We start from the raw sequence: 22,828 nt of genomic DNA, 5'->3' as shown, positions 1-22,828 counted from the left end.
GGCCCCCTATTCTAAACTTGATTTCGCGTGAAACCTAGCGACTATGCCGGTTGACCGCGCCGGGCACCGAATAGCCGTCTGCGGCCCAGATCCACGCCGCCAGCCCCTTGCTGCACCGGCAAGGAGAGCAGCATCTTGAGGGTGCTGCTCACCAGTGAGCGCCCCTGCACGGCACCGAGATGGGGATCGAGCGGCGACATCAGGGAGCAGGACAGCAGCTGACCACTTTCGGGCAATTCACCCACCATAAAGGTCATGTTGCCGCAGGGGAGCTGCAGGGCGAGTCGATCGCTGCTGCTGCGCACCGGCCAAAGCTGATCCGGCCCCGGCAGCACCACCACGCTCAGCATCCAGGGGGTGAGCACGCAGCCAAGCCACTGGTCTTCAAACAACACGCACTCCGCAACGATTGGCATGGTGGCGTGATAAAAGGGCAACGCCTGCATCTCTTCGCGAGCGATCCGCTCGTACTGGGCTACCAGCAGAGGCGCGGGATTGCTGGCAAAACCGGCAAACTCCTGTGCCGTCTCCGGTACTCTCTCCAGCACTCTCTCAGCCTCGCTTAAATGGGACTGCGCCATAAGCCCTCCCGCGCTTGTTCAGCTTTCTCCTGCTCAGAGAGCGGGATGGCAGGGGCACCGACACTGGCCAGCAGGGTCAAGATCCGATCCGTCGCCTCCCCCATGGCAGCCGCCACCACTTGGGTGAGGCCGATGCGCGGTTCGAGGGATTCGGGCTCGACCCCGATCAGGGTGAGCCGCTTGGGCGACTCCCCCGTCATGTGCAGCGCCGAGAGCACATCCGCCAGTCCCAGCTGGTGCGGGGAGATCTTGCGGCCAAACAGGGTCGGGATCTCCTCATCTTTCAGAGTCACTACGGTGCCCGGTGGATTACCGCTGCGTACCGCATCCGCCAGGATGATGTGGTCGCGACTGGCCATCGCTTCGAGCAGCTCCATGCCGGCGGTACCACCGTCGAGTAGCTCGATACCGGGGGCGAAACGGTAGTTGCGCCCCAGCGCCTCGACGATGCGCACCCCCACCGCCTCATCGCTCAACAGCAGGTTGCCGACGCCCAGGATCAGGATGTCCATCACAGCACCTTCACCTGAGTCGTTTCACCATTTTGGGTATCCACCACATGCACCGCACAGGACATGCAGGGGTCGAACGAGTGGATGGTGCGCACCACCTCCAGCGGTTTGGCGGGATCCGCCACCGGGGTGCCCACCAGCGCCTGCTCGTAGGGGCCGGGCTCATCATTGAAGTTGCGCGGGCCCGAGTTCCAGGTCGATGGCACCACCGCCTGATAGTTCTCGATTTTGCCGCCCTTGATGACGATCCAGTGGGAGAGCATGCCGCGCGGCGCCTCCTCAAAGCCCACTCCGCGAAACTCCTTGTCCGCCGGGATCTCCGCCTTGATATAGGCGGTGGTATCCCCCTTGCCGATGTTGTCCACCAGCGCCTTCCACTGGTGCGCCAGGGTATCTTTCAGCACGCAGCAGCGCACCGCGCGACCGATGATGCGGCCCATGGTGGAGTGCAGCTGTTCAGTCTTGATGGCAGAGCCGGTGAGCGCCTTGTAGATGCCGTTCAGCTGATCGAAGTGCGCTATCGTCTCCGGGTGTTTGGCGGCGAGCTTCACCAGCAAGTCGGCAAGCGGCCCCACCTCCACCACCTTGCCGTAGAAGGTGGGGGATTTGACCCAGGAGTATTTGCCATCATCCTGCCAGCCGGTGTAGTTGGGCTCGGTCTTGCCATCCCAGGGTTTGAGGGGCTCGTCATCCTTGTACCAGGCGTGCTTGTTGCTCTCGGCGATGCCATCCATCAGCCAGCCATCCTGATGGCTCTCGATAGGGCGATAACCCGCCAGATTGCCATTCTCGATATAACCGCCCGGCATCAGGAAGCTGCCGCCGTTGGCGTCGGTGGGCAGCTCCGGCACGCTCAGGTAGTGCTTGGCCCCCTGCCCCAGCGTCAGCCACTCGGGATAGTGCGCGGCTATGATGGCGGCATCCACCTTGTAGACCTGCTCGATAAACTCGCCGAGCCGGTCGATAAAGCTCTTCACGTAGAGCAGTCGTTCCAGGTTGAGCACGCTCGGCGCATCCAGATTGATGGGGTTGGCCACGCCGCCCACCGCCAGATTCTGGATGTGGGGGGTCTTGCCGCCGAGAATGGCGACAATACGGTTGGCATCGCGCTGGCACTCCAGTGCCTGCAGATAGTGGGCCACGGCGATGAGGTTCACCTCCGGGCTCAGCTTCATCGCCTTGTGACCCCAGTAGCCGTTGGCGAAGATGCCGAGCTGGCCACTCGCCACCAGCGCGCGAATCTTGTCCTGCACCTTGGTCAGCTCGTCGGCACTGTTAAGGGACCAGGTTGATACCCCCTTGAGCATGTCCGCCGCTTTTTGCGAATTGGCCTCAAGGGCCGCGGTGATATCCACCCAGTCAAGCGCGGAGAGCTGGTAGAAGTGGACGATGTGATCGTGGATGTTGTGGGCCGCGATAATGAGGTTGCGGATGTACTGGGCGTTGACCGGTACCTTGGCGCCGATGGCGTTCTCCACCGCCCGCACCGAAGCGATGGCGTGAATAGAGGTACATACCCCGCAGATGCGCTGCACTATCATCCAGGCATCGCGCGGGTCGTTGCCCTTGACGATCTCCTCCATGCCGCGCCACATGGTGCCGGACGACCAGGCCTTGGTCACTTTGCCGCCTTCGATTTCGCAGTCGATACGCAGGTGCCCCTCAATGCGGGTGATGGGGTCTATGGTGATACGTTGGCTCATACGTTGGCTTTCCCTCGGGCCTGATAATCTTGGTGAACACGTTCAAGTGATGGCAGTACCGGCAGCAGCCGGATCAACAGCAAATAGGCACACACCTCGATGGCAACAAAGCCCAAGGAGATCAGCACCTCCTCCGCGGAGGGGAAGTAGTGGTAGCCATTGCCGGGGTTGAAGGCGAGCAGGGAGTAATCCAGTCGCCAGAGGGCTGCGCCCAGCAGCATGCTGAGGGCCCCCAGGAACAACATGCGCGAATCCCGGCGGCTCTTGTCCCAGTGGAACACCAACAGCGGGAAGATCATCAGCGCAATCTCGCTCCAGAACATGATGGAGAAGCGATTGAACTCGGAGAGATACTCCGACTTGTCGTGGATGACGATCTCGGCAAAGCGCAGCGCCACAAACAGGATCAGGAAGATGTCGATCACCTGGGTCAGCTTGTAGAAGAGCGACTTCTCATTGGGGCCCCGCCCCGCCAGTCCCGCCTGCACCAGAGAGCCCTCAAATACCACGATGGAGAAGCCCATGATGAAGGCGGTCAGCAGCGAAAAGACCGGCAGCAACTCGTAGCTTTGCCAGAGCGGATGGATCTTCTCCCCCGCCACTATCATCAAGGATCCCATGGAGGATTGGTGCATGGTGGGCAACAGAGCCCCCAACGCCAGCACGAAGAACATGATCTTGTTGAGGCGAATGAGTGACGCCTTCCAGCCGAACTTCTCCAGCAGCACGGGAGCGAACTCCAGCGCCATCACCCCGATATAGATGGTCATGCAGACCGCCGTCTCGAACAGCACCGAGGAGGTGTTGAAGTGACCGGGCAGGTAAAAGTACGGCAGGTTCCAGTAACGCCCCACGTCGATGGTGATGGAGAGGCCGCCCAGCGAGTAGCCAAACAGGCTCGCCAAAAGAGCCGGCCGCACCAGCGGATGATACTCGCCCCGGTTGAACACATAGACAGCCCAGGCCAGTGCCCAGCCGCCGCAGGCGAAACCGGTGCCGATCAGCAGATCGAACGAGATCCAGAGTCCCCAGGGATAACCGCCATTCAGATCGGTGACCGAACCCAGCCCGAAGACGAGGCGTTTTAAAATCAACATGCCGCACAGCACGGCAAAGGGGGCCAGCACCAGCACCGGCCAGCTGACCAGCTTGCCGCCGAGGGGATACGCCTTGTGGTTACTCATGATCCTTGCCTCCCTTTGTGGTGCCCTGATCCTTGATCTGCGCACTCCCCTGATCATGGCCATCATCGTGATGGTGATCGTGACCATTCTTGGTGTTGCGGCGAATGAGCACCGAGAGGCCGGTCAGCACCACCATGGGTAGCACCATCCCCTTGTAGAGGGTGTGCTGGATATGCTCGGAGCGGGCACCGGAGGAGAGCTCCGGCAAGTCGGGCATGTCGAGCTTGGTATAGGGCACCCCGGCCAGTACCAGCACCTGGGTGCCGCCCCCCTCCTTCTCGCCATAGACGTATGGCTGGTAGTTGGGCACTTCGTGCAGGTAAGGGTCGTTGGCAGAGAGGGTCTGGCGCGGGTAGGCGTACTCGCTGCCCGGCTTTGCCAGCAGGCGGCGCTTGGCCTCGGCCATCAGCTCCTCGCGGGTGCCGAAGATGACGGCGCCGGTGGGGCACACCTCGACACACCCAGGCAACTTGCCCTGATCGATCCGCTCAAGCCCCTTCTGGTTGCAGAGCTCGCACTTGTGGATCGCCCCCAGCGGATTGTCGTAGTCATATTTGGGCACATCGAACGGGCAACCCACCATGCAGTAGCGACAGCCGGTGCAGACGCTCGGGTCGTAGTGAACGATGCCGGTCTTGGGATCTTTTTTAAGAGCCTGCACCGGACAGACCGAGACGCAGTTGGGATCGACGCAGTGCATGCACTGCTTCTTGATGTAGGCGTAGCCATCCACCAGCTGATCCTTGTGCTCGCCAGTGCCGCTCTTCCACACCTGAATGATGTTGTTGGTGTAGGGGGTCAGCTTGTCGTTGTTGGACCAGGTTTGCGCCCCGGCTGGGTTGGTCGGGTTGCCGTTGAGGCGCTGACACTCCGCCACACAGGCCTGACAGCCGACGCAGAGGGTGGAGTCATACAACATGCCGAGCGCGCCGGGAATGGGCGGCTTGTTCTTGGCCGCCGCCAGTGCGGTGCCGGGTACGGCTGTGCCCGCCGCCAGCGCACCGACGGAGGCGAATTTGAGGAAGTTGCGTCTGTTCACGGTTACTCCTCCCGTGATGGGTGCTGCCCGGCTTCGTGGCGCTTCTGCTGGCGACCGAGTTCACGCACCGTCATCAGACTCACCCCCACCAGCACCCCGAGGGCGCCACCGATCAGGCCAGTTGCGGTGGGCGAGGTATAGCCCCCCTCCTGGATCTTCACATCGGGTTTATCCACCCTCGGAGTCGGGTTCTCGACCTTGGCGAGCTGGAAGATCCCCTTGCTAAAACCGACCCCCTGCTCGTTGCAGCCATAACAGGGGTGACCGATGCCGACCGGCCAGATGCCGCCGCCCACATCGCAGAACTCCAGGGTCGAGCAGTTGCCATAGGTCTCCGGCCCTTTGCAGCCCAGATGGTAGAGACACCAACCCTGACGGTGACCCTCATCGCCAAACTCCTTGGCAAAACGCCCTGCGTCGAAGTGCGGACGACGCTCGCAGTTCTCGTGGATCAGCCGCTCATAGGCAAACAGCGGACGCTTCTTGCTATCCAGCGCCGGCAGCTTGCCGTAGGTGATGTAGTAGGCAACCGTGGTGAGGAAGTTGTGGGGATTGGGCGGGCAGCCCGGGATATTGATGATCGGGGTGCTGATATTGCCCAGCGCCTCTTCCAGACTGACAGCGCCGGTCGGGTTGCCACCGCTGGCAGGCACACCGCCCCAGGCGGCGCAGGAGCCGATGGCGATCACCGCAGCCGCGTCGGCGGCAGCACGGCGAATATGGTCGACGATAGGCTCACCGGCCACCATGCAGTAGACGCCACCATCTTTGAGCGGAATGGAGCCATCCACCACCAGCACATACTTGCCTTTATAGCGCTTGATGGCGTTGTGCTTGTTCTCTTCCGCCTGATGACCAAAGGCCGCCGAGAGCACCTCGTGGTACTCCAGCGAAATGGTGTTGAGGATCAGGTTCTCGATGGTGGGGTGGGTGGCCCGCAGCAGCGATTCGGTACAACCGGTGCACTCCTGCGCCCCAATCCAGATCACCGGCGGCCGTTCGGGGCTGGTGAGCGCAGTGGCCATCTTGGCGACGGCATGCTGACTTAATCCCAGGGTTGCGGCCATCCCGGCACACAATTTCATAAAATCACGGCGATTAATCCCATGAGCCGATAAAAAATTATCCTCGACCATTCTTCTTATTCCCGTAGTGAGCACTTGTTTGATAAATGCTTAATAGCGGAAATGCTAAGGACTCACCCACCCTGCAGTATTGATCTCTATCAATTTCGACCGGCTTACCCCTATTTTCATAGCGAGCCACATCACAAATGAAATTAATTACCCCCAAAGAGATATTTAGCATCCCCGTAAATTTTATGAACTTAATTGGATATTAAATAATTAATCGCCGCATATCCTCTCTTTCACTGTGAGCCAAATTAACATGATTGAAATCTAGGCTATACCGCTCATTTCACAATACTGATGCCCACCAATAAATGATCCATTGAATATATCTTTACTCATCTCATTGCATATTCCATACAGTCATCCACGGAACAACCTCCTGACTTGCCTCCCCATACCAGAACGGTCTCACGGCCCGCTACCACCGGTAGCAAGCACGGCCTGCATGGCACGATTTACCTGCATGTCGTTTGGTTTCAGTTTGCACTGGACGGCGATGATTGCTTCTGCTAACCCACACAGTACAACCCCGCTTGGCCTCCCTGCCGTTTAACACAGCTTAGTGAAAAGATGCCGCCGAGGTATGCATATCAGTATGACCTACCCCACTCTTTATTGTCTTGGATGCGGGTGAGTAAAATATCGCGATCACGGATATGTTTACGCATCATCGTGAATCTGCATTCAAATTAATGGTAAGAGAAAAGGCAAGGTGGAAGGCTGTCTGCAACATAGATATCATATTTAACTCGCGATGCATTCGCTCATCCGGTTACAGATGTTACCGCCCACCTTCACACTATTTACCTTCACGTCACCCCGCTTAATTAACCAGAGCGTAAATATCCATCCCCATCGATAAAGATGATAATTATTCTTGTTCAATGGCAACCCCAAAAAATGAGTTGGGATGACGATAAACATGACAAACGATAAGTGTATTAATCATCAGCCAAGCAGTGGCTCCAGCCACTACCTTGCCTTATCGAACTCATTGACAGCCCTGCTCACCTCGTGAAATGCAGCCCGCAGCGGCCGTAGTTGCAGAGAGACGCCTCCCCCTGACTGCCTCTGATAACCACGCCATGGAGCCTTGTTTCTGGCTGGCCCTACGGACACTTGCCAAGTGCGGGGATTGAACAAAAAAACGAGAAAAATCAAGATAGATAGCCAATTAAAATGACATAATTGACTATAGTTCAATCGAACGTTTGAAAAACGTGACCACTTCACATGGGCCCAGCGCAATGACCACTGAACGGGAACAGTTGATCCGCTCACTGTTTGATGAGTACATCGAGCTGTATTCATCACGGGATGATCGGCTCACCACGCGGTTTAGCGACAATTTCAGCGGCTTTGCCGGCAGCAGTGATGTTCTGGTTACCGATAAAGATGAGTGGATCCGGATAACCCGCCGCGATTTTGCCCAGATCCCAGGCAGGATCCGCCTGGAAATACTCGACGTGACCCTGCAAGATCTGGCCGCCGATGTGGTAGCTGTCACCGCCTTCTTTCATATCCATCTACCGAAATCAGAACCTATCCTCTCCCGCAGAACCGCCAGGCTGGTATTGATTTTTCGACACGAAGCCATGGCGTGGAAAATTGCTCACAGCAGTATCTCCATCCCTTACTGTGCGGCTCGGGAAAGCGAAATTTACCCGATGACCAGTCTGGAGGAGCGCCAACATGAGCTGGAGCTCATTATCGAGCTCAGAACCAAGGAGCTGGCGGAAGCGAACCGGAAACTGGAAGCGCTCAGCAATACCGACGGGCTCACCAACATTGGCAACCGTCGTCTGTTCGACAACTCATTGAACCAAGCCTGGGAGCGCTGTATTCAGACAGAGATGCCGATTGCGCTCATCATGCTCGACATCGATCATTTCAAGCAGTTCAACGACCTCTATGGCCACGTTGCCGGTGACGAGTGCCTTCGATTGCTGGCCCATACCCTGGCGCAATCCGGGCGCCGCTCGGGGGAGTTGGTGGCCCGCTACGGGGGAGAGGAGTTTGTCATCCTGCTGCCACATGTCGAGCGTCAATCCGCCTATGAAATTGCCCAACATATCCAGCGGCTGATTTTTGCACTCGCGCAGCCACACGCACAAAATGCCACCGGTCTGGTGACAGTTAGCATGGGTGTTGCCTGCCTCAGACCATCGAGTCACTGGCAGCCGTCTGAACTGGTAAAACTGGCTGATACTGCGCTCTACACCGCCAAATCATCCGGCCGTAACTGCATCAGAGTGGCGGAGTCACCCAGCCTCCCGCAACCAGTCTGACCATAAGTCCCTCATACGCCCCCATCCTCCCCGTGGGGAACCACTGCGCGCTAACCATGCACGGCAAGGCTCAACGCATCCCATCGCAACATACCTTCCCACTGATCCAGTGTGCTTTGATAGGTATCTGCCGCGTTGTAATGGACCATGGCATGCAGGCGGGCATGATGGCCAAGTCGCTTGACCACGTCGGGCATGGCATTGAGGCTGGCCAGCACCCGCGCCAGATCGCCGGGATCGTTTGGCTGATATTTACGGCAATTCAGGTCATCGGTGAGATGTCGATCCCACCAGGCGCCATCGGCCGGGATCACTACGCATAATCCTGCCGCCATGGCCTCCAGAATGGAGAGACCAAACGGTTCCTGATGACTGGTGGAGACAAAAATGCCGCATTGAGATCGGATCTCGTCAAGATTGGCGGGGTTGGCATACCAGTGCGTGTCTGGCAGCTGTGGCTGAGGCTGGCTGCAGGGCTGCAGCGTGCCCTTGGGTTGCAGATAGCACACCATCAGCTCGGGGCGAACATCAGGGATCATTTGATGGGCGGCCAGCATGGTCTCCAGCCCCTTCCAGCGCAGCAACGAGGCCGCCCACAAAATGCGGGGACCACCCAGGGTCGCTTTGGGCCAATCAATCTCGCTCAAACCGTTGGTAAATGGCTGCCAGTGTGACGGGAACTCGGTCTCGCCAAGCCGGGCCAGCAATGCCGTCAGGGAGCTGCGGGTTGATTCGAGATAAAAGACAAAATTCGCACGCTGCAGGGCTCTGGCAGAGAGCCCCGAGCACCCCACAGGGCCATGGATCAGCTGAACCACCCGGCACCGCAACCAGCGGGCCGCCCAGTAACAGCAGAGATCCACTCCCGGCCCGGACGCCGCCACCAGGCACTTCACCTCCCCCAAGCGCAACACCAGCCAGAGGATCAGCAGGGTCTGCCACCCCTGTTTTAGCAGATAGCCGATGCCGGACTCACGCCCCTTCAATATGTGGGGCAACCAAAGGGGATGATGCTGACAACGGGGCCAGGAGTCGGGATCCTGGGTCAGCACATGGCATGTGAGCCCGGGCATCCGTTTGGCCAACTCATCGAGCAGCACTTCGGTCGCAACCTTTGAGCCCCCGCGAAACGGGATGGGATCCACAACGATGACCTTTCCGAACACCGGCTCAGTTTGCATGCTCATCTTGCTGCTCCCTTACTCTGGCACCTTGCGGCGGCCAAACCCCAACTGCACTTTTTGCGCCACTCTTGCCATCCCACTCGCCAGCATATTGCGCCCTCTGGCAAGGAGTCGTTGCCCCGCCCAGTGAATGAGTGGTCGGAAGGGTGCGGAGGCCGTGGCGTGCCAACGACCAGCCCGCGCGGCGTCCCACACCGCCGTGACCCCGTCAACGTAGCGCGCCACCGTGAACAACTGTGCAGCACGCAACTTAGCGGCCTGCCCCATTTCACATCGGCGTTGAGGATTACTCAATTGCCGCCAGTGATCAGCCATCTCGGCCCAATCCCCCGGGGTTGCCAGCAAGCCGGTCGCCCCCTCCTCCACCACTTCGGGGATGCCGCCCACCCGATAGGCACTGACCGGGAGCCCCAACATGCCCGCCTCCGCCAACGTCAGACCAAACACCTCCTCACGGGCGCCGGAGACCAGCAGATCCACCCCGCCCCGCAAGATAGCCGCACTGTCCGGCCGCTCGCCGAGAAAGTGGACACGCTCGGCCACCCCGAGCTCGACAGCCAACGCCATCAATGCTTCCCGCTCCGGACCGCTGCCAATAATCAGCAACTGAGCCTCCTCCCCCGATGCCATCAGGGCAGCCAGCGAGCGGATCAGCAGATCAATCCCCTTGCGTTTGATCAGGGAGCCGACGGTTGCGATGATCATATCCCCCGGTGGCAAGCCCAACATGCCGACGACCGGCCAGTGAGCACCGCCATTCAGGCGAGCGGCATCGACCCCGTTGGGCACCCGGACCAACCGATCGGCCGCGCAGCCATCCTGGCGCCAACCGGTCAACACCGGCTCGCTCACCCCGATCAGCACGCTTGCCTGATGAACCCGCAGGCTGAACCTGTCTCTGGGCTGGTAACGGGCATGGAGGTGGCACACCAGCGGTACCTGCAACGCCCGACAGACCCCCGCCAGCCACTGACAAGGAGCCGCGCTGTTGGCGTGCACCAGCCCAATCTGCCGCTCGGTGATGAGCTCTCTGGCTCGCCGGGAGAGGCGCCGATGGGCCGCAAGATCAAAATGGGGCGCCTGCCATCCCAGCAGCAGGCTGAACGGCTCGACCATGGTTTCTACCCCGAGGGTGGCCACCTCTGCCGCCAGCGTCGGGCTATTGCACCAGAGCAGGGGCGTAAAGCGGCTGCGATCGAGGTGGGCCAGCAGATCCAGCAGGCAGCGTTCGCTGCCGCGGATCCAGTCCTCTCCGTAGTGAAGCAGCAAAACAGGGGTTGCGTTCATCCTCTTGCTCCCTTTGGTGGCACTGCCGGCAACCGGGTTGCCTCCTGATGCTCCTCAGCGGTGGCCTTCACCTCTGTGGCCGCCTGCTGCACGTACTTGATGGCGGCGACGGCCAGCGCCAACTCCAGATAGATGGGCCAGGTAAAACCCTGGGTCAGGAAGGATCCCGAAATCACAAACCCCACCATGCTGGCCATCACCCCCTGCATCGCCGTGATCACTGCAGGAGGCATGCCAGCAAGCTGGCAACGCCAGCAACTGCGCAGGGTCACCGTCACCATGCCGATAAACAGCGCCAGCCCGACAAAGCCGGTTTCAGCCAGCACCCCGAACCAGGTGGAGTGCACCGCATGATTGAGTCCATCCCAATGGGGGCTGTAGAAGAAGTAGTTGTAATAGAAATTGGACAAGCCCACCCCCACCAGCGGATGGCCCAACGCCATGCCCCAGGCCGCTTGCCAGGCGTAGATCCGCCCCATGGCCGAGGCATCGACCCCGCTTTCGGCGGCGCCGCCAGATGCCCGGTCGCTGATCCCGGCGGCGGCAAACAGCACCACCAGCGCGACCATCCCCAGCGAGATCAACAGGGTTTTCGACTTCACTCGCTGCCAGGCAAACAGGCCACCAACGGCGCAGATACCCAGCAGACCACCCCGGCTCTGGGTGGCGATAATGGCGGCCGCAGTCAGCGCAAAGCCAAGCCCCCCCAGCAAACGCCCCCCCACCCCATTGCCCTGATTGAGCAGCAAGCTCAGCGAAAAGCCGGCAGGAAAGAGCAGCACCAGCGCCAGATCGTTGGGATCCCCCAGCACAGAGCCCAGCTCGCGCCCTATGGTCACCCGGGTCCCCTCCACCAGCCCAATTCCGCTCGCCTTGTTGTAGAGGGCCACCAGCGCCACCAGACAGCCCGCTACCACGAAGGTGCGCACCGCCAACGCAAAATCCCCCGGGGTACGCACCAGCCAGGCGGTGGCCAGGGTCATCAGATAGATCTTGCTGTAGCTGCCGGTCCAGGTGGCGATCGCCTCGCCCCGGTTGCTGGCAAATAGCACACCGATGGAGACCATCACAAAGAAGGCCGTCAGCCAGCTCAGGGCTGGACTCCAGTAGGGCTTGATCCGGCCGGTCAGCAAAATGTGCCAGACCAGCGCACCGATGGCGGCCAGCGAGAAGAGCAGCGGGATCTTGAGGGGATAGAGCTGGGGGAACACCTCATGCAGCCGAAAGAAGGAGAAGGTGACAAACCCCAGCACCATCAAGAAGGGCCAGCGCAGGGCAAACCAGATGGCGGGAATGGCAAGGCCGAGCACCGGTAGCAGCAAGGGATGGGGAAGCCGCCACCAGAGCAGAGCCAGCACCAGACAGATGGCGCTTGCCCAGATGGCCGGCGTTAGACGAGCCATGATCCTGCCCACCATTGGCCGAGCCAGACCATCGCCAGCGCCCCGAGCGAACTGGCCCAGAGTCTGGAAAGACGATATGGCAGCGGCAGCAACCGCTGGCTCACCAGATAAAAGGCCAGCGCCCGTACCAGATAGACCAGCAGCAGAGTCCAGATCACCCCGGCGACCCCGAAGGGGGGGATGGCGAGCAGAAAGCCTGCGACCCCAAGGGCGCTGCAGCCCAGATTGATCACCATCTGGGCATTGCTCTTCTCGCCGCTGAAGCAGCCGACATTGAGCAAGTCCGAGACATTGCGCACCGCCATGCCCAGCACCAGCAGCGGAATATAGGCGATCGCCCCGTGATAGCTCTCCGGAGTCAGCCAGCGAATAAGCAAGGGGGCAGTGAGCCCGACAATCCCCGCGGTGACAAACCCCAGTACCGACCCCATTACGCTGTAGTGGGCATTGAGCCGCAGTCCATCCGGCTCGCGCAACAGCATGAAACGGCGGGGATACCACCAGAGGGCAAAGGGTTGCAGCAACAACCCCACCGCCAGCGCCAGCTTGCCCGCCACCGCGTAGTAGGCGAGCAGCGCCTCCCCCACCACATCGGCCAGCAACCAGCGATCCAGTCCGCTCAGGGCAAAACCTGCCAGCCCGCTCACCACCAGGGGCAATCCATAGCGCAGCAGCGGCCGGTAGTGTTGCCAGTCAAAGCGGATCCCGCTATCTCGCCACTGCCAGAGGCTCAGCAGCAGCGCCAGAGCGATGCAGGTCAGGGTGCCGGAGGCCAACACCCCGCTCACACCCCAGCCGAGCCAGAGCCACCAGCCGGTTAGCAGGGACTGGATCACCGCCTTGCCTGCGGTCGCCACGAAAAAGAGCCGGGCCTGATTGCGCATGCGCAGCCATGCCAGTGGCACGCCGATCACCCCTTCAAACGGCAGGGCGCAGAGCACCCAGCGCACATCCGCAAGGCGGGTTTCAACCGGCAACCAGGCTTGCACCACAGGTGCCAGCAGCCAGAGCAGCACCAGACTGGCCAGGGCGATCAGCCAGACCAGCCCAAACATGCGGGCCACCACCTGCTGGCGCTCCTGCTCATCTTTCGCCAATCCGGCAAAGCGGTAGAGGGCATCCACCAGCCCGAAGCCCAAAATAAGGGAACCCAGATTGATGAGGGTCAGCAGCACCTCCAGCTGGCCGTATTCACGAGGCTGCAGCTGATGGGTCAGCACCGGCAGCATCAGCAGGGAGATCCCCTTCATCAGGAGCAAGCCGCCGGCGTAATAGAGCATGGCAATCTGGTTCACACCAAGTTTCATAGGGCCTCCCAGCCACCCGAAGCATCCTGCTCCGGGTCAGCTACCGCTAATGCAAAGCCCACGCCACTCACTCCCGCCCTGAAGCGATAGCCCCTCTGTGCGGCTTAACCGGCCTGAACAAGCCCAGAATGAGACTGGCATTTGCGTTTTGCACAACGCTGGCTGCAAATTGCACCGACCGGCGCAATCTGCCCCACCTCTTAGCCCCATTTGGCCTGATCCCGCCGGGGTCGTCCTGTTGGCCCGATCCCTGCTTTCTGCATAGCGAGCAACGGACTGCACCAGAGGGAGAGGTCGCCATGAACACCATCAACCTGCACCGGATGAAAAGCTGGGCCAAACAGGGAGAGACGCCACTGGCCCGCCGGGTATGGCGTCTGGCCAAAAGTGCCCGCCACTGGTCATGCCCCGTGATCCCTCCCCTGCATCGGCTGCTTTATCGGCTCTATCTGCTGGGCAGCAACGCGCTGGCAACCCTGACCCGCACCCTTTGGTGGACCCCCTTGTTTCAATCTCGCCTGACGGCCCCCGCCCCGCGCCTCTATCTCTATGGCGGCATCCCCTATATCAGCGGTCCGGTCACCATCGAAATTGGTGCCGACTGCCGCCTCAGCGCCGCCATGACCATCAGCGGCCGGGCATCGAGCCAGACACCAAGGCTGGTCATTGGCCGCAATGTCGGGATTGGCTGGCAGACCACCCTGGCGGTGGGCAGCAAGATAGTGCTGGGGGATAACGTCAGAATTGCTGGCCGCGCCTTTCTGGCGGGCTACCCGGGGCACCCGGTCAACGCCCGCGATCGCGCCCTTGGCAAACCGGATCGCGATGAACAGGTGGGGACCATTGTGCTGGAGCAGGATGTCTGGCTTGGCACCGGGGTGATGGTGATGGCCGGTGTCACCATAGGTGCCGGCACCATTGTCGCCGCAGGCAGCGTCGTCACCCGGGATCTGCCCGCAGGTGTGCTCGCCGCCGGGGTACCGGCCTCCGTGCTGCGCCCGTTGCAGCCACAAGATCACAGCGACCCCGCACACGCTTCGGAGACCTTTGCATGAAACCACACTCACTGCCGCAACTGGTGGTATTGGGCGAGGATTGGGGCCAGCACCCCTCCAGCACCCAACACCTGATCAAGCGCCTGTTGCCCGATTATCAAGTGCTCTGGGTCAACTCCATCGGCATGCGTTGCCCCCGCTTTACCCTTCATGATCTCACCCGCATCGTCCGCAAACTGGGGGCGGTGCTGGGCGGCGCGCGCCATGCTGGCGGCCAGTCGGTTGCGCCATCAGAGGTCAGCAGCCCCCGGGTTCTGCCGCCGCTCGCCTTACCGCTGCCCGGCAGTCGGCTGGCGGGCAAGATCAATGGCCACTGGCTGGCGGCGCAGATCCGGCGCCAGTTGCCCGAGCTGGATCGCCCCTTGCTCTGGATCTCCCTGCCCAGCGCCGTCGATCTGATTGGCAAGCTCGAAGAGCGGGCGGTGATCTACTACTGCGGCGATGACTTCTCGGCGCTGGCAGGGGTGGATCATCAGGCCATTGCCCACTGCGAGGCCCGACTGGTGGAAAAAGCCGATCTCATTCTGGCCGCCAGCCCCGCGCTGGCCAGCCGGTTTCCGCCCCATAAAACCAGGCTCCTCAGCCACGGCGTGGATCTCGAGCTGTTTATGCCCCCCAGAGAGCGCCCGGCAGATCTCCCCTCCGGCCGCCCCATTGCCGGATTTTACGGCAGCCTGAGCGACTGGATTGATATCCCCCTGCTGGCAGAGACGGCCGCCGCCCTGCCCAACTGGGATCTGGTGCTGATTGGCCCGGTCCAGACCGATATCTCCCCCCTCAAAGGGCTCCCCAATATCCATCTGCTGGGGCCCCGTCCCCACCACACGCTGGCGGCCTATGCCCAGCACTGGCAGGTGAGTCTGCTGCCCTTTGTCGACAACGCCCAGATCCGTGCCTGCAACCCATTGAAATTGCGCGAGTATCTGGCCGCAGGGCGCCCCATCGTCAGCACCGATTTTCCGGCTCTCGATGGCTATCGGGATCAGATCCAGCTCCCCCACGATGGGGAGAGCCTGGCCCAGGCCATCAATCGGGCCGCCTTTGATCAATCCAATCCGGGCTGGTTTCAGGAGAGTGGCTGGGAGGGGCTCACCCGCAGCGAAGGGCGCCACACTCGCCAACAGCAGGTGGCCCTGCAAAGCTGGGATCACAAGGCTGCCGAGCTGAACAACTGGTTGAAGGGGCTGGCAGGATGAGCAAAGGGCTCTGGCTGGTTATCCTGCTCTGCGGCCATGCAGCAATGGCCACCACCCGGCTGGAGGGGCAGACCCCGCTGCCCCTGACGGGTAACCAGACACCCCAGCGGCTCGATCTGAGCACCCACAACTGGCCAATAGGCAGCGATGATGAACTGGTGATCGAGGGCCATAACCCCAGCGCCCGCCCGCAAACCCTGATCCTGCGTATCGACGATCAGGGCTCGGTCAACTACCGCAGCCGGGTCAATCTGGAGCGGATTGTCGCCCCCGGCCCCTTCACCCTGCGCTTTGCCTTGAGTGAGTGGCGCACCAGCCAGCCCAGAGCGCTGGCGCTGGACAAACTCACCAAGCTCTATCTCTTTATGGCCGATAACGCCCCCTCAATGACCATTCACCGCTGGTACTGGGAGCCTGGTCTGACTCTGCCTGCGGGCACCATTGCGCTGGATCTGGGGGCGGCGGCTGCGCCCCGCTTTACCGGCTTTGAGGCCCTGAGTCCGGGGGATCCCCGGCTGATTGGCCATCCCACCCCCATCTTGCGTCCCTCCGGCGATGCCCTGGTGCGCGATGGGCTGCGCAATCTCGACGGGGTGCGGCTGGACCTGGCCAAAGGACGCTACCAGCTCACCCTCTGGCTGGATGACCCCGGTGAATGGGAGTACCTGCCCCACCCCTTCGAGCGCAGCGTGCTGGTCAATGGCGAGCCCATCTGGGCCGAGCAGTGGCAACCACAGGAGTGGCTAACGCAGCGCTATCTGGCGGGGCAATCTCGCGAGGCGCTGCCAAATCCGGATCCCTGGCAGCTGTTCGGGGCACGACAGGGCGGCCCGGTCCATGTCACCCTGAACCACCCCGGCGGCCCGCTCACTATCACACTGGTGGGCCACTCACCGGATGCCAAATACTTGGCAGGGCTGCTGCTTGCCCCCTATCCGGCCAGCACCAGCAACGAGGCTCTCCCGAATAGTGGAAAAGATCGCGCCGTATTGGCCGACGCTACCGCAAGCGTGCTGACCAAGCAGCGCCAGCTGTTTTTGGAGAAGTGGACTCTGGCCCCCTATTCCCCAGCCCCAGCTTCGCAGCAGCTCAGCCTCACGCCGATTACGGATGCCGCCCCAACCCTGCAGATCGCCCCGCTATCTGCGGCCGATGCGTTGCAGCAGGCTTCACAACCCGTGTTGGCCGCCCGTGGCAGCCAGCTGTTGCTGGAATTTGCCATCCACGCCGCCACCGACGATCCGGCCCCCTTGCTGGTGATCCAGCCCCCTGAGCAAACAGGATCGCCGCTGGCGCTGACCCCCTATTACGGCAAGTGGCATCTGGTTCGCCCGCAGGCGAGCGGCACCCTGTTGGCCCCCTCGGATCAGGAGCTGGTCGAGGGGATCGCCGGGCTCACCCTGCTGGCAGGCGTACCTCGGCGTCTGGTGCTGCAAATGACCGTCCCACGCGATGCGCCGGCGGGGCGCTATCTCGGCAATATTCAGCTGCTCAGCCATCAACAACTGGTGCAGCTGCCACTGACTATCGAGGTGCTGCCGCTGACCCTGCCCGCGGCCAGCAAGCCGGTCGGCATCTATGTCGAAGCGCCCCCTTATCTGAATTGGCTGAGCCCCAATCCCGAGGCGTTAAAAGAGCAGATCGCCGCGGCCAGTCGCTGCGACCTGCAGCGGCTCGCCAAACTCGGGATCAGCGGCCTCTCGCCCGCCCTGCCACAGGATGAAGCGGGGATGCGGGAGATCATGGGAGAGGCGGTGGGGCTCGGTTTTGTGCCGCCCCTGCTGGCCTATACCCCGCTCAAACGCTGGGGGAACGACCCTGCCAGCCAGCTTGATCAGTGGCAGACGCGGCAACAGGCGCTGACCGCCAGCGGCTTGCCCCCGCTGGCATGGAGCCTGTTTGATGAGCCGGATCTTGCCACTCTGCCCGCCATTACCAGCCTGGCGCGGGAGATGAAACGGCGGGATCCGGCGGTGCTCCGCGCAGGTCACTTCAATCATCCGGGTCAGGCTGGTCTGCTGGCAGAGGTGGAGATTGCCCTGATCAACGCAGGCTTTGGCGCCGACAAGGCCGATGTGGCGCGGGTACGCCAGCACAAGGTCACCCCCTGGTTTTACAATCTGGGCACCCCGAGAGCCGCCGGGTTCTATCTGTGGCAAAGCGGCGCCGAAGGCTATTTGCAGTGGCATGGCCGCATGCCCACCGCCCTGCCCTATGACCCCACCGACGGGCGGGAGAGCGACTTTATGCTGCTCGGCCCGCAAGCCTGCGAGGCGCACCGCCTCTCTCACGATCTGTTGCTGTTGCAGCAAGCCATCGAAGATCTGCGCTGGCTCGCCTGGCTGGAGCAGGAGGCCCGCTATCAAGTAGAGGCCGCCCTGCTGCTGGAGCGCCTGCGGGATCAGCTGCCGACCCGCTGGCAGGTGGCAGAGCAACTGCCCTCTGCCGCCTGGATCCAGTGGCGCCGCGAGATTGAACAACTGGCCAAGGGATTGAAAACATTGCAAACTGGTGCCAACTCATCCTCCTGAAGTGACTGCGTATGGCCAACCAGACTCCCCGCTCCACAGCCAAAGACAGCGCCCTGCGCCGCCTGTTGCCCCTAATGCTGCCATTGCTGATCCTCACCGGTTGCGCCCGTCAGGAGCCGGTCAATGAGACCCTGCCGATCCTCAACCAGTTGCGGGAACAGCAACTGGCCGAACAACCCCAGCTGCAACTGCAGTACCAGCAAGCGGAGACACAACTGCCAGCGGATCAGGAGCAGCTGCTGCATCAGTTTTTAGGACGCAAGGATCCGGCCCGAATTGCGCTGGTAAGCGGCCCCGGGCTGCAAACCGACATGCTGGAGAGTGCGCGAATGGCAAGCGTGCGACTAACTGCCCTGACACGCTTGCTGGGAGCTCGCGCCATTGAGCTGGAGCCCCGCTATGACCCCATGCTGGCCCCCAATACCTTGCTGATCCGCATTCTGCCAAACGGTGAATCGGGGGCGGTCACCCCAGCGGCGGCGCAATAAGGCCGAGGCAAGAGGTAGGCAAAGCCACCCGATAGAGGGGATAAGGGGCCAGCCCCCACAATTTGCGCCAACCCTGGGTAAGACGGTACGAGAGCAGCGGCGGGCTCTGGTGCAGCTCGCCTAAAAACATCACCCCCTGACTCATCCCTTCACCCGCCAGCGTCACTGACATCGCCTCGCTATCCGGCGCCACCAGCATGGCCTGCAGCAGACCATCACAGCGGGGATGGGCCAGCTGATAGCTGACATAGGTGCCACCCAATACCGGCGTAGCCACCCGCAAGCGCCAGCCCAACTGGACCATCTCCAGCAGCATCGGCTTGGCTCCCTCGTTAACTGCCCGGTTCTGATAACGCCAGCCCATGGCGGCAGCACTGAGCAGCGCCACCAGCAACAGCAACAGATATCCCCTAGATAGACCCATCACGGCGCCCCCTTAGAAAGAGGATGGTCATCACCAGCAGCATCATATTGACCACCCGGCTCTGATAACGCCACCAACCGCAGATATCCCTTAGACAGACCCATCACGGCGCCCCCTTAGAAAGAGGATGGTCATCACCAACAACATGATGGCCCACTGGTAGAGCTGGGCCAGCGAGCCGGTATGCAGCCAGCCATACCAGCGCAGATCCAGGCTCATCAGCACCAACCGCAGCTGATTGGCCCCGATATAGAGCAGGCAAACCAGCAGCAACATGGGCCACTGCCGGTAGAGGGGGCGCTCCGGCGCCAGCCAGCAGCAGGAGACCAGCCAGGAGAGCACCACCAGATAGAGTTGAGAAAACGAGGAGCACCCCTTGAGCACAATCAGCGCATGGCCCCCCAACCGCTCGATGCGATTGCCATCAAGGCGAGTCTCCCAGCCCAGCAGTTGCAACCACTGGCCCACCCCCCAGGCATCGAGGGCCAACACAGGGCCGGAGAGCAACGCAAACACCTGCTGCCCCCACAACACCGCCACGGTAAAGGCGAGCACAATCTGCAACACCGCCCGCTCATCGCCACTCTGATGACGGCGCCATAGCGAGGCCACCAGCAACAGACAGGCCAGCGCCTTGCAGCTGGCGCTGGGGATCAGGATCAGCAGGATAAACAGGGCGAGCGCCAGTGGATGCGGGCGCCAGCTCGGTGCAACCCGCGATGCAATTTGCCACCAGATAGCAATCAGCAACACCACCAGCAGGTTGAAGTGGCCCATATTGAGCCACACCATGCCCCACTGATTGGCCAAACCAAGTAGCAGCCAGTTGGGTGCCCACTGCCAGGGACGGATCTCCATCGCAACTCCTGCCGGTTATCAGCGCTTTTGACCGCTGTCGCAAGTTCCATGCCTGCCCGGTCTCACCCGGATCAAGCCAAGTCAAAGGATTCGCCAAAGCTGGCACGCTTTATTCATTCCACCCTGCTGGCACTAGCGCCAAGGAGAAGGAGTGGGCAATGAAACTCAAACCGTTGGCAGGGCTGCTGGGGATGTTGTTGGTAACCTCCCCCGCATACGCCTTGACCGAAGTCGATACCGAACTGCAACTGCTGATGGATGTGTCGGGCAGCGTCAGTTCATCGGAATTCAATCTGCAATTACAGGGGTATGTGGACGCCTTTTACAGTCAGGATGTACAAAGCGCCATCCTCGACACCAGTGGCGGCAAACTCGGGTCCATCGCCGTACAGATGATCATGTGGAGCAGCAGCAACCAGCAGAGCGTGATGACTGACTGGTTCCACCTCTACGACATGACCTCCATCAACAACTTCGCCGCCACCCTGGATGCCCTGGTGCGCCCCTATGCGGGGATGACGGCCCCCGGTTCGGCGATGGCCTTTGGTGCCCAGCAGTTTGATACCAACAACTTCACCGCCGCCCGCCAGGTGATGGATGTGTCAGGTGACGGTATCCAGAACAACGGGCTGGATACCTCCACCGTGCGGGATCAACTGCTCGCCTCCGGCATCGACACCATCAACGGCATCACCATAGGTCAGGACTATGCCGATGGGGTGCTGCAAGAGTGGTATGTGGAGAACGTGGCGGGCGGTCAGGATGCGTTTGTGATCAATGCCACCACCTTCGCCGACTTTGGCAATGCGCTGGAGCTCAAACTGGCGGCCGAAATTGAGGGGGGCATTATTCCTGAAGGGGCACTGGCCGCCCCCATCGAGGAGATCCCGCTGGCCGCCCAGCTGCTGCTCGGTATGCCGCTACTGCTGGCCTGGCGCTATCAGCGCCGTAACCAAGGACGCCTGCAGCAAGCCAACTGGCAACAAACCCCCGCCATCGGCTGATCTATCACCTCGTGTGTCGCGATTAGGGAGCTATGGCTCCCTGATTTTGGCGAAGTCATGGCAAGATGGACCATAAGGTCTGAAAACACTACTCGTTCACAAATATTTTCTCTTGAGGTGCTTGTTATCTTTAGGATAACACTCTCAAATTTTGCTTTGTATTGCTAACGTAATTAAAGCCGATGACACACCCACAACAATACTAATAAATGCAGTAAACACTCTCTCATTTCGCTTCGATCTCAACTCATCAAAATAAAGCTGAGTTTTAGCTGTCATAGTAAATATCTTATCTGTATATCCTTTCTTACCATTTTGGTTATGGAAATTATTAACCTTTTTTTCACCAGATGCTTTTGCATAAAGTATTGATGCAAGTAATCGTTCTTCATATGGCTCGCCTGATGAGCAGCGAATCTCACAAGCCACATATCCACTAACAATAAGGCTAGCTAAGGGAAAATAATCGCGATAATCACCATGTTTAGATTCTATAAAAGAGCTAAGATCTTCAAGACTAGCTTCACGGTTAGTTATTACACTTCTAAGTAACTTATGACCACTTGATTTCAAAGAACCCCCTTAAACTAAAAATATAACATCACCTTAAGTAAGGCAGAGACGTAATATAAAAATAACTACATTACGCTTTAGTCACTAAAAAACTGTAAACTGAACACGCCATGTACATTGAGTTTTTTGAATACCTTCTCATGAAAATTATTTCCATTGTTCTTCATGCCTTAAATTTACAGAGTAGATTTCCTTAAAGCTGTCAATAGCATCGATATAAGGCCATGCATCAAAAACCATAGCAATAGAATCTATGGCCGATTGATAAGCCCACAAGGCAAAGGCCTTAGTATTAACGACTCGCTCCCAATCGAAAGGGTCATCGGAAACTTTGAAGCCATTCGAACGTAATTTATTTACTAATTTCTTTTCCTTTGGCTGTAATGAGATACCATTTAGAGAAATATTTATTGTTGATGCTTTAGGGTGAGTTAATTCATTTCTAACATCTATGACAATTTGTAATCTTTGGATTGGCTTGGTAGCTTTAACATTGAAACCACTACCTTTAAGTGCACGATAAGCAATATCAAATTTACATAGTATTGGCTTTCGCTCAGCCTTTTCAAGGTCAACAGCCATTCGTACAAGAGGATTTTTTAATCCATGTTTATGGGCTTTGTACCCATTACCAATTTGAACAATTTCGTTTAAAAAAGCCTCAACAGCCGAGATTGATGTTGATATAGCTGATAGACCATCTCTGTTATAATCATCTATTCTAGAAATTAAACGCCGCGTATCATTAAGTAATGCAGGCGCTTTAATCATATATGCGTGTGCAGATTGATTCATTTTTCTCCTTTTTCTAACAGGAATTATATGAAAAGAGTTATTAACATGTTGGCAGTTTTTCCATCTCATACTGCCCTTCCACACATCATTAATAACAAAAAGTTTAAATAATAACCATGTTGTGATTTTCGCGTATGAGGCCAATAATACCAAACTGGTTTCAGTTGTATCACTCGGTAAAACCACAGTCAAGAAAGGGAAATAGAAAATGCTGCCGTTATCCTCTTTTATCGGCCTGCCGCGATGTTTACTCCGCCATCTGCACGATATAAAGAAGGCCTTA

At 59.5% G+C, this 22,828-nt stretch carries 20 protein-coding genes; 6 read left to right on the top strand and 14 right to left on the bottom strand.

All coding sequences use genetic code 11. The features are described 5' to 3' along the window. Positions 1 to 41: 41 nt before the first annotated feature. Genes hybE through hybO form a run of 6 tightly spaced genes read right to left on the bottom strand, consistent with a single transcriptional unit; the run spans position 42 to position 6,155 of the window. Positions 42 to 581: a hydrogenase-2 assembly chaperone gene (gene hybE / locus ACB040_RS01330; protein WP_371154186.1), complete on the bottom strand. Its 540-nt coding sequence runs from the start codon at positions 579 to 581 to the stop codon at positions 42 to 44. Next, complete coding sequence (locus tag ACB040_RS01325; RefSeq protein ID WP_371154188.1) at positions 563 to 1,093, bottom strand: HyaD/HybD family hydrogenase maturation endopeptidase; 531 nt, start codon at positions 1,091 to 1,093, stop codon at positions 563 to 565. Before ACB040_RS01325 ends, hybE begins: the two co-directional genes overlap by 19 nt. Continuing rightward, entirely contained in the window at positions 1,093 to 2,796 is a 1,704-nt protein-coding gene (hybC, locus tag ACB040_RS01320; RefSeq protein WP_371154190.1) for a hydrogenase 2 large subunit, read from the bottom strand. Before hybC ends, ACB040_RS01325 begins: the two co-directional genes overlap by 1 nt. Beyond that, entirely contained in the window at positions 2,793 to 3,980 is a 1,188-nt protein-coding gene (gene hybB / locus ACB040_RS01315; protein ID WP_021230238.1) for a Ni/Fe-hydrogenase cytochrome b subunit, read from the bottom strand. Before hybB ends, hybC begins: the two co-directional genes overlap by 4 nt. Beyond that, the gene (gene hybA, locus ACB040_RS01310) at positions 3,973 to 5,019 is read right to left on the bottom strand and encodes a hydrogenase 2 operon protein HybA (RefSeq protein WP_371154193.1); all 1,047 of its coding nucleotides are present in this window, start codon (positions 5,017 to 5,019) and stop codon (positions 3,973 to 3,975) included. The genes hybB and hybA overlap by 8 nt, the downstream gene beginning before the upstream one ends. 2 nt (positions 5,020 to 5,021) lie before the next feature. Further along, a complete protein-coding gene (hybO, locus tag ACB040_RS01305) occupies positions 5,022 to 6,155 on the bottom strand; it encodes a hydrogenase 2 small subunit (protein WP_005351450.1) in 1,134 nt (377 codons plus the stop codon). Positions 6,156 to 7,420: 1,265 nt separating this feature from the next. Between hybO and ACB040_RS01300 the strand changes: the two genes are divergently transcribed. Continuing rightward, positions 7,421 to 8,440 carry a diguanylate cyclase domain-containing protein gene (locus ACB040_RS01300; RefSeq protein WP_371154196.1) on the top strand — a complete coding sequence of 340 codons (1,020 nt, stop codon included), beginning with the start codon at positions 7,421 to 7,423 and terminating at the stop codon, positions 8,438 to 8,440. A gap of 50 nt (positions 8,441 to 8,490) precedes the next feature. Here ACB040_RS01300 and ACB040_RS01295 read toward each other — a convergent pair whose 3' ends face one another. From ACB040_RS01295 to ACB040_RS01280, 4 genes are read right to left on the bottom strand one after another with little or no spacing between them, the layout of a single operon-like run. Then, positions 8,491 to 9,627: a glycosyltransferase family 4 protein gene (locus tag ACB040_RS01295; protein ID WP_371154198.1), complete on the bottom strand. Its 1,137-nt coding sequence runs from the start codon at positions 9,625 to 9,627 to the stop codon at positions 8,491 to 8,493. Between the two features lie 12 nt (positions 9,628 to 9,639). Further along, the gene (locus ACB040_RS01290) at positions 9,640 to 10,911 is read right to left on the bottom strand and encodes a glycosyltransferase family 4 protein (protein ID WP_371154200.1); all 1,272 of its coding nucleotides are present in this window, start codon (positions 10,909 to 10,911) and stop codon (positions 9,640 to 9,642) included. After that, the gene (locus ACB040_RS01285) at positions 10,908 to 12,314 is read right to left on the bottom strand and encodes an O-antigen ligase family protein (RefSeq protein ID WP_371154202.1); all 1,407 of its coding nucleotides are present in this window, start codon (positions 12,312 to 12,314) and stop codon (positions 10,908 to 10,910) included. Before ACB040_RS01285 ends, ACB040_RS01290 begins: the two co-directional genes overlap by 4 nt. Further along, positions 12,302 to 13,621 carry a lipopolysaccharide biosynthesis protein gene (locus tag ACB040_RS01280; RefSeq protein ID WP_371154204.1) on the bottom strand — a complete coding sequence of 440 codons (1,320 nt, stop codon included), beginning with the start codon at positions 13,619 to 13,621 and terminating at the stop codon, positions 12,302 to 12,304. Before ACB040_RS01280 ends, ACB040_RS01285 begins: the two co-directional genes overlap by 13 nt. A 299-nt stretch (positions 13,622 to 13,920) precedes the next feature. Between ACB040_RS01280 and ACB040_RS01275 the strand changes: the two genes are divergently transcribed. Genes ACB040_RS01275 through ACB040_RS01260 form a run of 4 tightly spaced genes read left to right on the top strand, consistent with a single transcriptional unit; the run spans position 13,921 to position 18,891 of the window. Next, positions 13,921 to 14,676, top strand: a complete 756-nt coding sequence (locus ACB040_RS01275; RefSeq protein ID WP_371154206.1) for an acyltransferase — start codon at positions 13,921 to 13,923, stop codon at positions 14,674 to 14,676. Next, positions 14,673 to 15,872 (top strand): glycosyltransferase, encoded by a 1,200-nt coding sequence (locus ACB040_RS01270; RefSeq protein WP_371154208.1) that lies wholly within the window; start codon positions 14,673 to 14,675, stop codon positions 15,870 to 15,872. The genes ACB040_RS01275 and ACB040_RS01270 overlap by 4 nt, the downstream gene beginning before the upstream one ends. Continuing rightward, positions 15,869 to 18,403 (top strand): hypothetical protein, encoded by a 2,535-nt coding sequence (locus ACB040_RS01265; RefSeq protein WP_371154210.1) that lies wholly within the window; start codon positions 15,869 to 15,871, stop codon positions 18,401 to 18,403. Before ACB040_RS01270 ends, ACB040_RS01265 begins: the two co-directional genes overlap by 4 nt. An 11-nt stretch (positions 18,404 to 18,414) precedes the next feature. Further along, a complete protein-coding gene (locus ACB040_RS01260; RefSeq protein ID WP_371154212.1) occupies positions 18,415 to 18,891 on the top strand; it encodes a hypothetical protein in 477 nt (158 codons plus the stop codon). Here ACB040_RS01260 and ACB040_RS01255 read toward each other — a convergent pair. Next, entirely contained in the window at positions 18,869 to 19,315 is a 447-nt protein-coding gene (locus ACB040_RS01255) for a hypothetical protein (RefSeq protein WP_371154214.1), read from the bottom strand. The genes ACB040_RS01260 and ACB040_RS01255 overlap by 23 nt on opposite strands. A gap of 90 nt (positions 19,316 to 19,405) precedes the next feature. After that, complete coding sequence (locus ACB040_RS01250; RefSeq protein WP_258720639.1) at positions 19,406 to 20,173, bottom strand: hypothetical protein; 768 nt, start codon at positions 20,171 to 20,173, stop codon at positions 19,406 to 19,408. Between the two features lie 158 nt (positions 20,174 to 20,331). Between ACB040_RS01250 and ACB040_RS01245 the strand changes: the two genes are divergently transcribed. After that, positions 20,332 to 21,177 carry a DUF1194 domain-containing protein gene (locus ACB040_RS01245; RefSeq protein WP_335856148.1) on the top strand — a complete coding sequence of 282 codons (846 nt, stop codon included), beginning with the start codon at positions 20,332 to 20,334 and terminating at the stop codon, positions 21,175 to 21,177. Between the two features lie 144 nt (positions 21,178 to 21,321). On the opposite strand, the gene ACB040_RS01240 is transcribed toward ACB040_RS01245, so the two are convergent. Next, positions 21,322 to 21,750 carry a hypothetical protein gene (locus tag ACB040_RS01240; RefSeq protein ID WP_335854743.1) on the bottom strand — a complete coding sequence of 143 codons (429 nt, stop codon included), beginning with the start codon at positions 21,748 to 21,750 and terminating at the stop codon, positions 21,322 to 21,324. Positions 21,751 to 21,897: 147 nt separating this feature from the next. Continuing rightward, positions 21,898 to 22,545, bottom strand: coding sequence for a hypothetical protein (locus ACB040_RS01235; RefSeq protein ID WP_149153026.1), 648 nt, complete (start codon positions 22,543 to 22,545; stop codon positions 21,898 to 21,900). Between the last annotated feature and the right edge of the window lie 283 nt (positions 22,546 to 22,828).

The organism is Aeromonas sp. S11(2024) (assembly GCF_041402345.1).
Taxonomy (GTDB): Bacteria; Pseudomonadota; Gammaproteobacteria; order Enterobacterales; family Aeromonadaceae; genus Aeromonas; species Aeromonas veronii.
The sequence above is the reverse complement of the archived record's forward strand: the minus strand, read 5'-3'. Positions and strand labels throughout refer to the sequence as shown.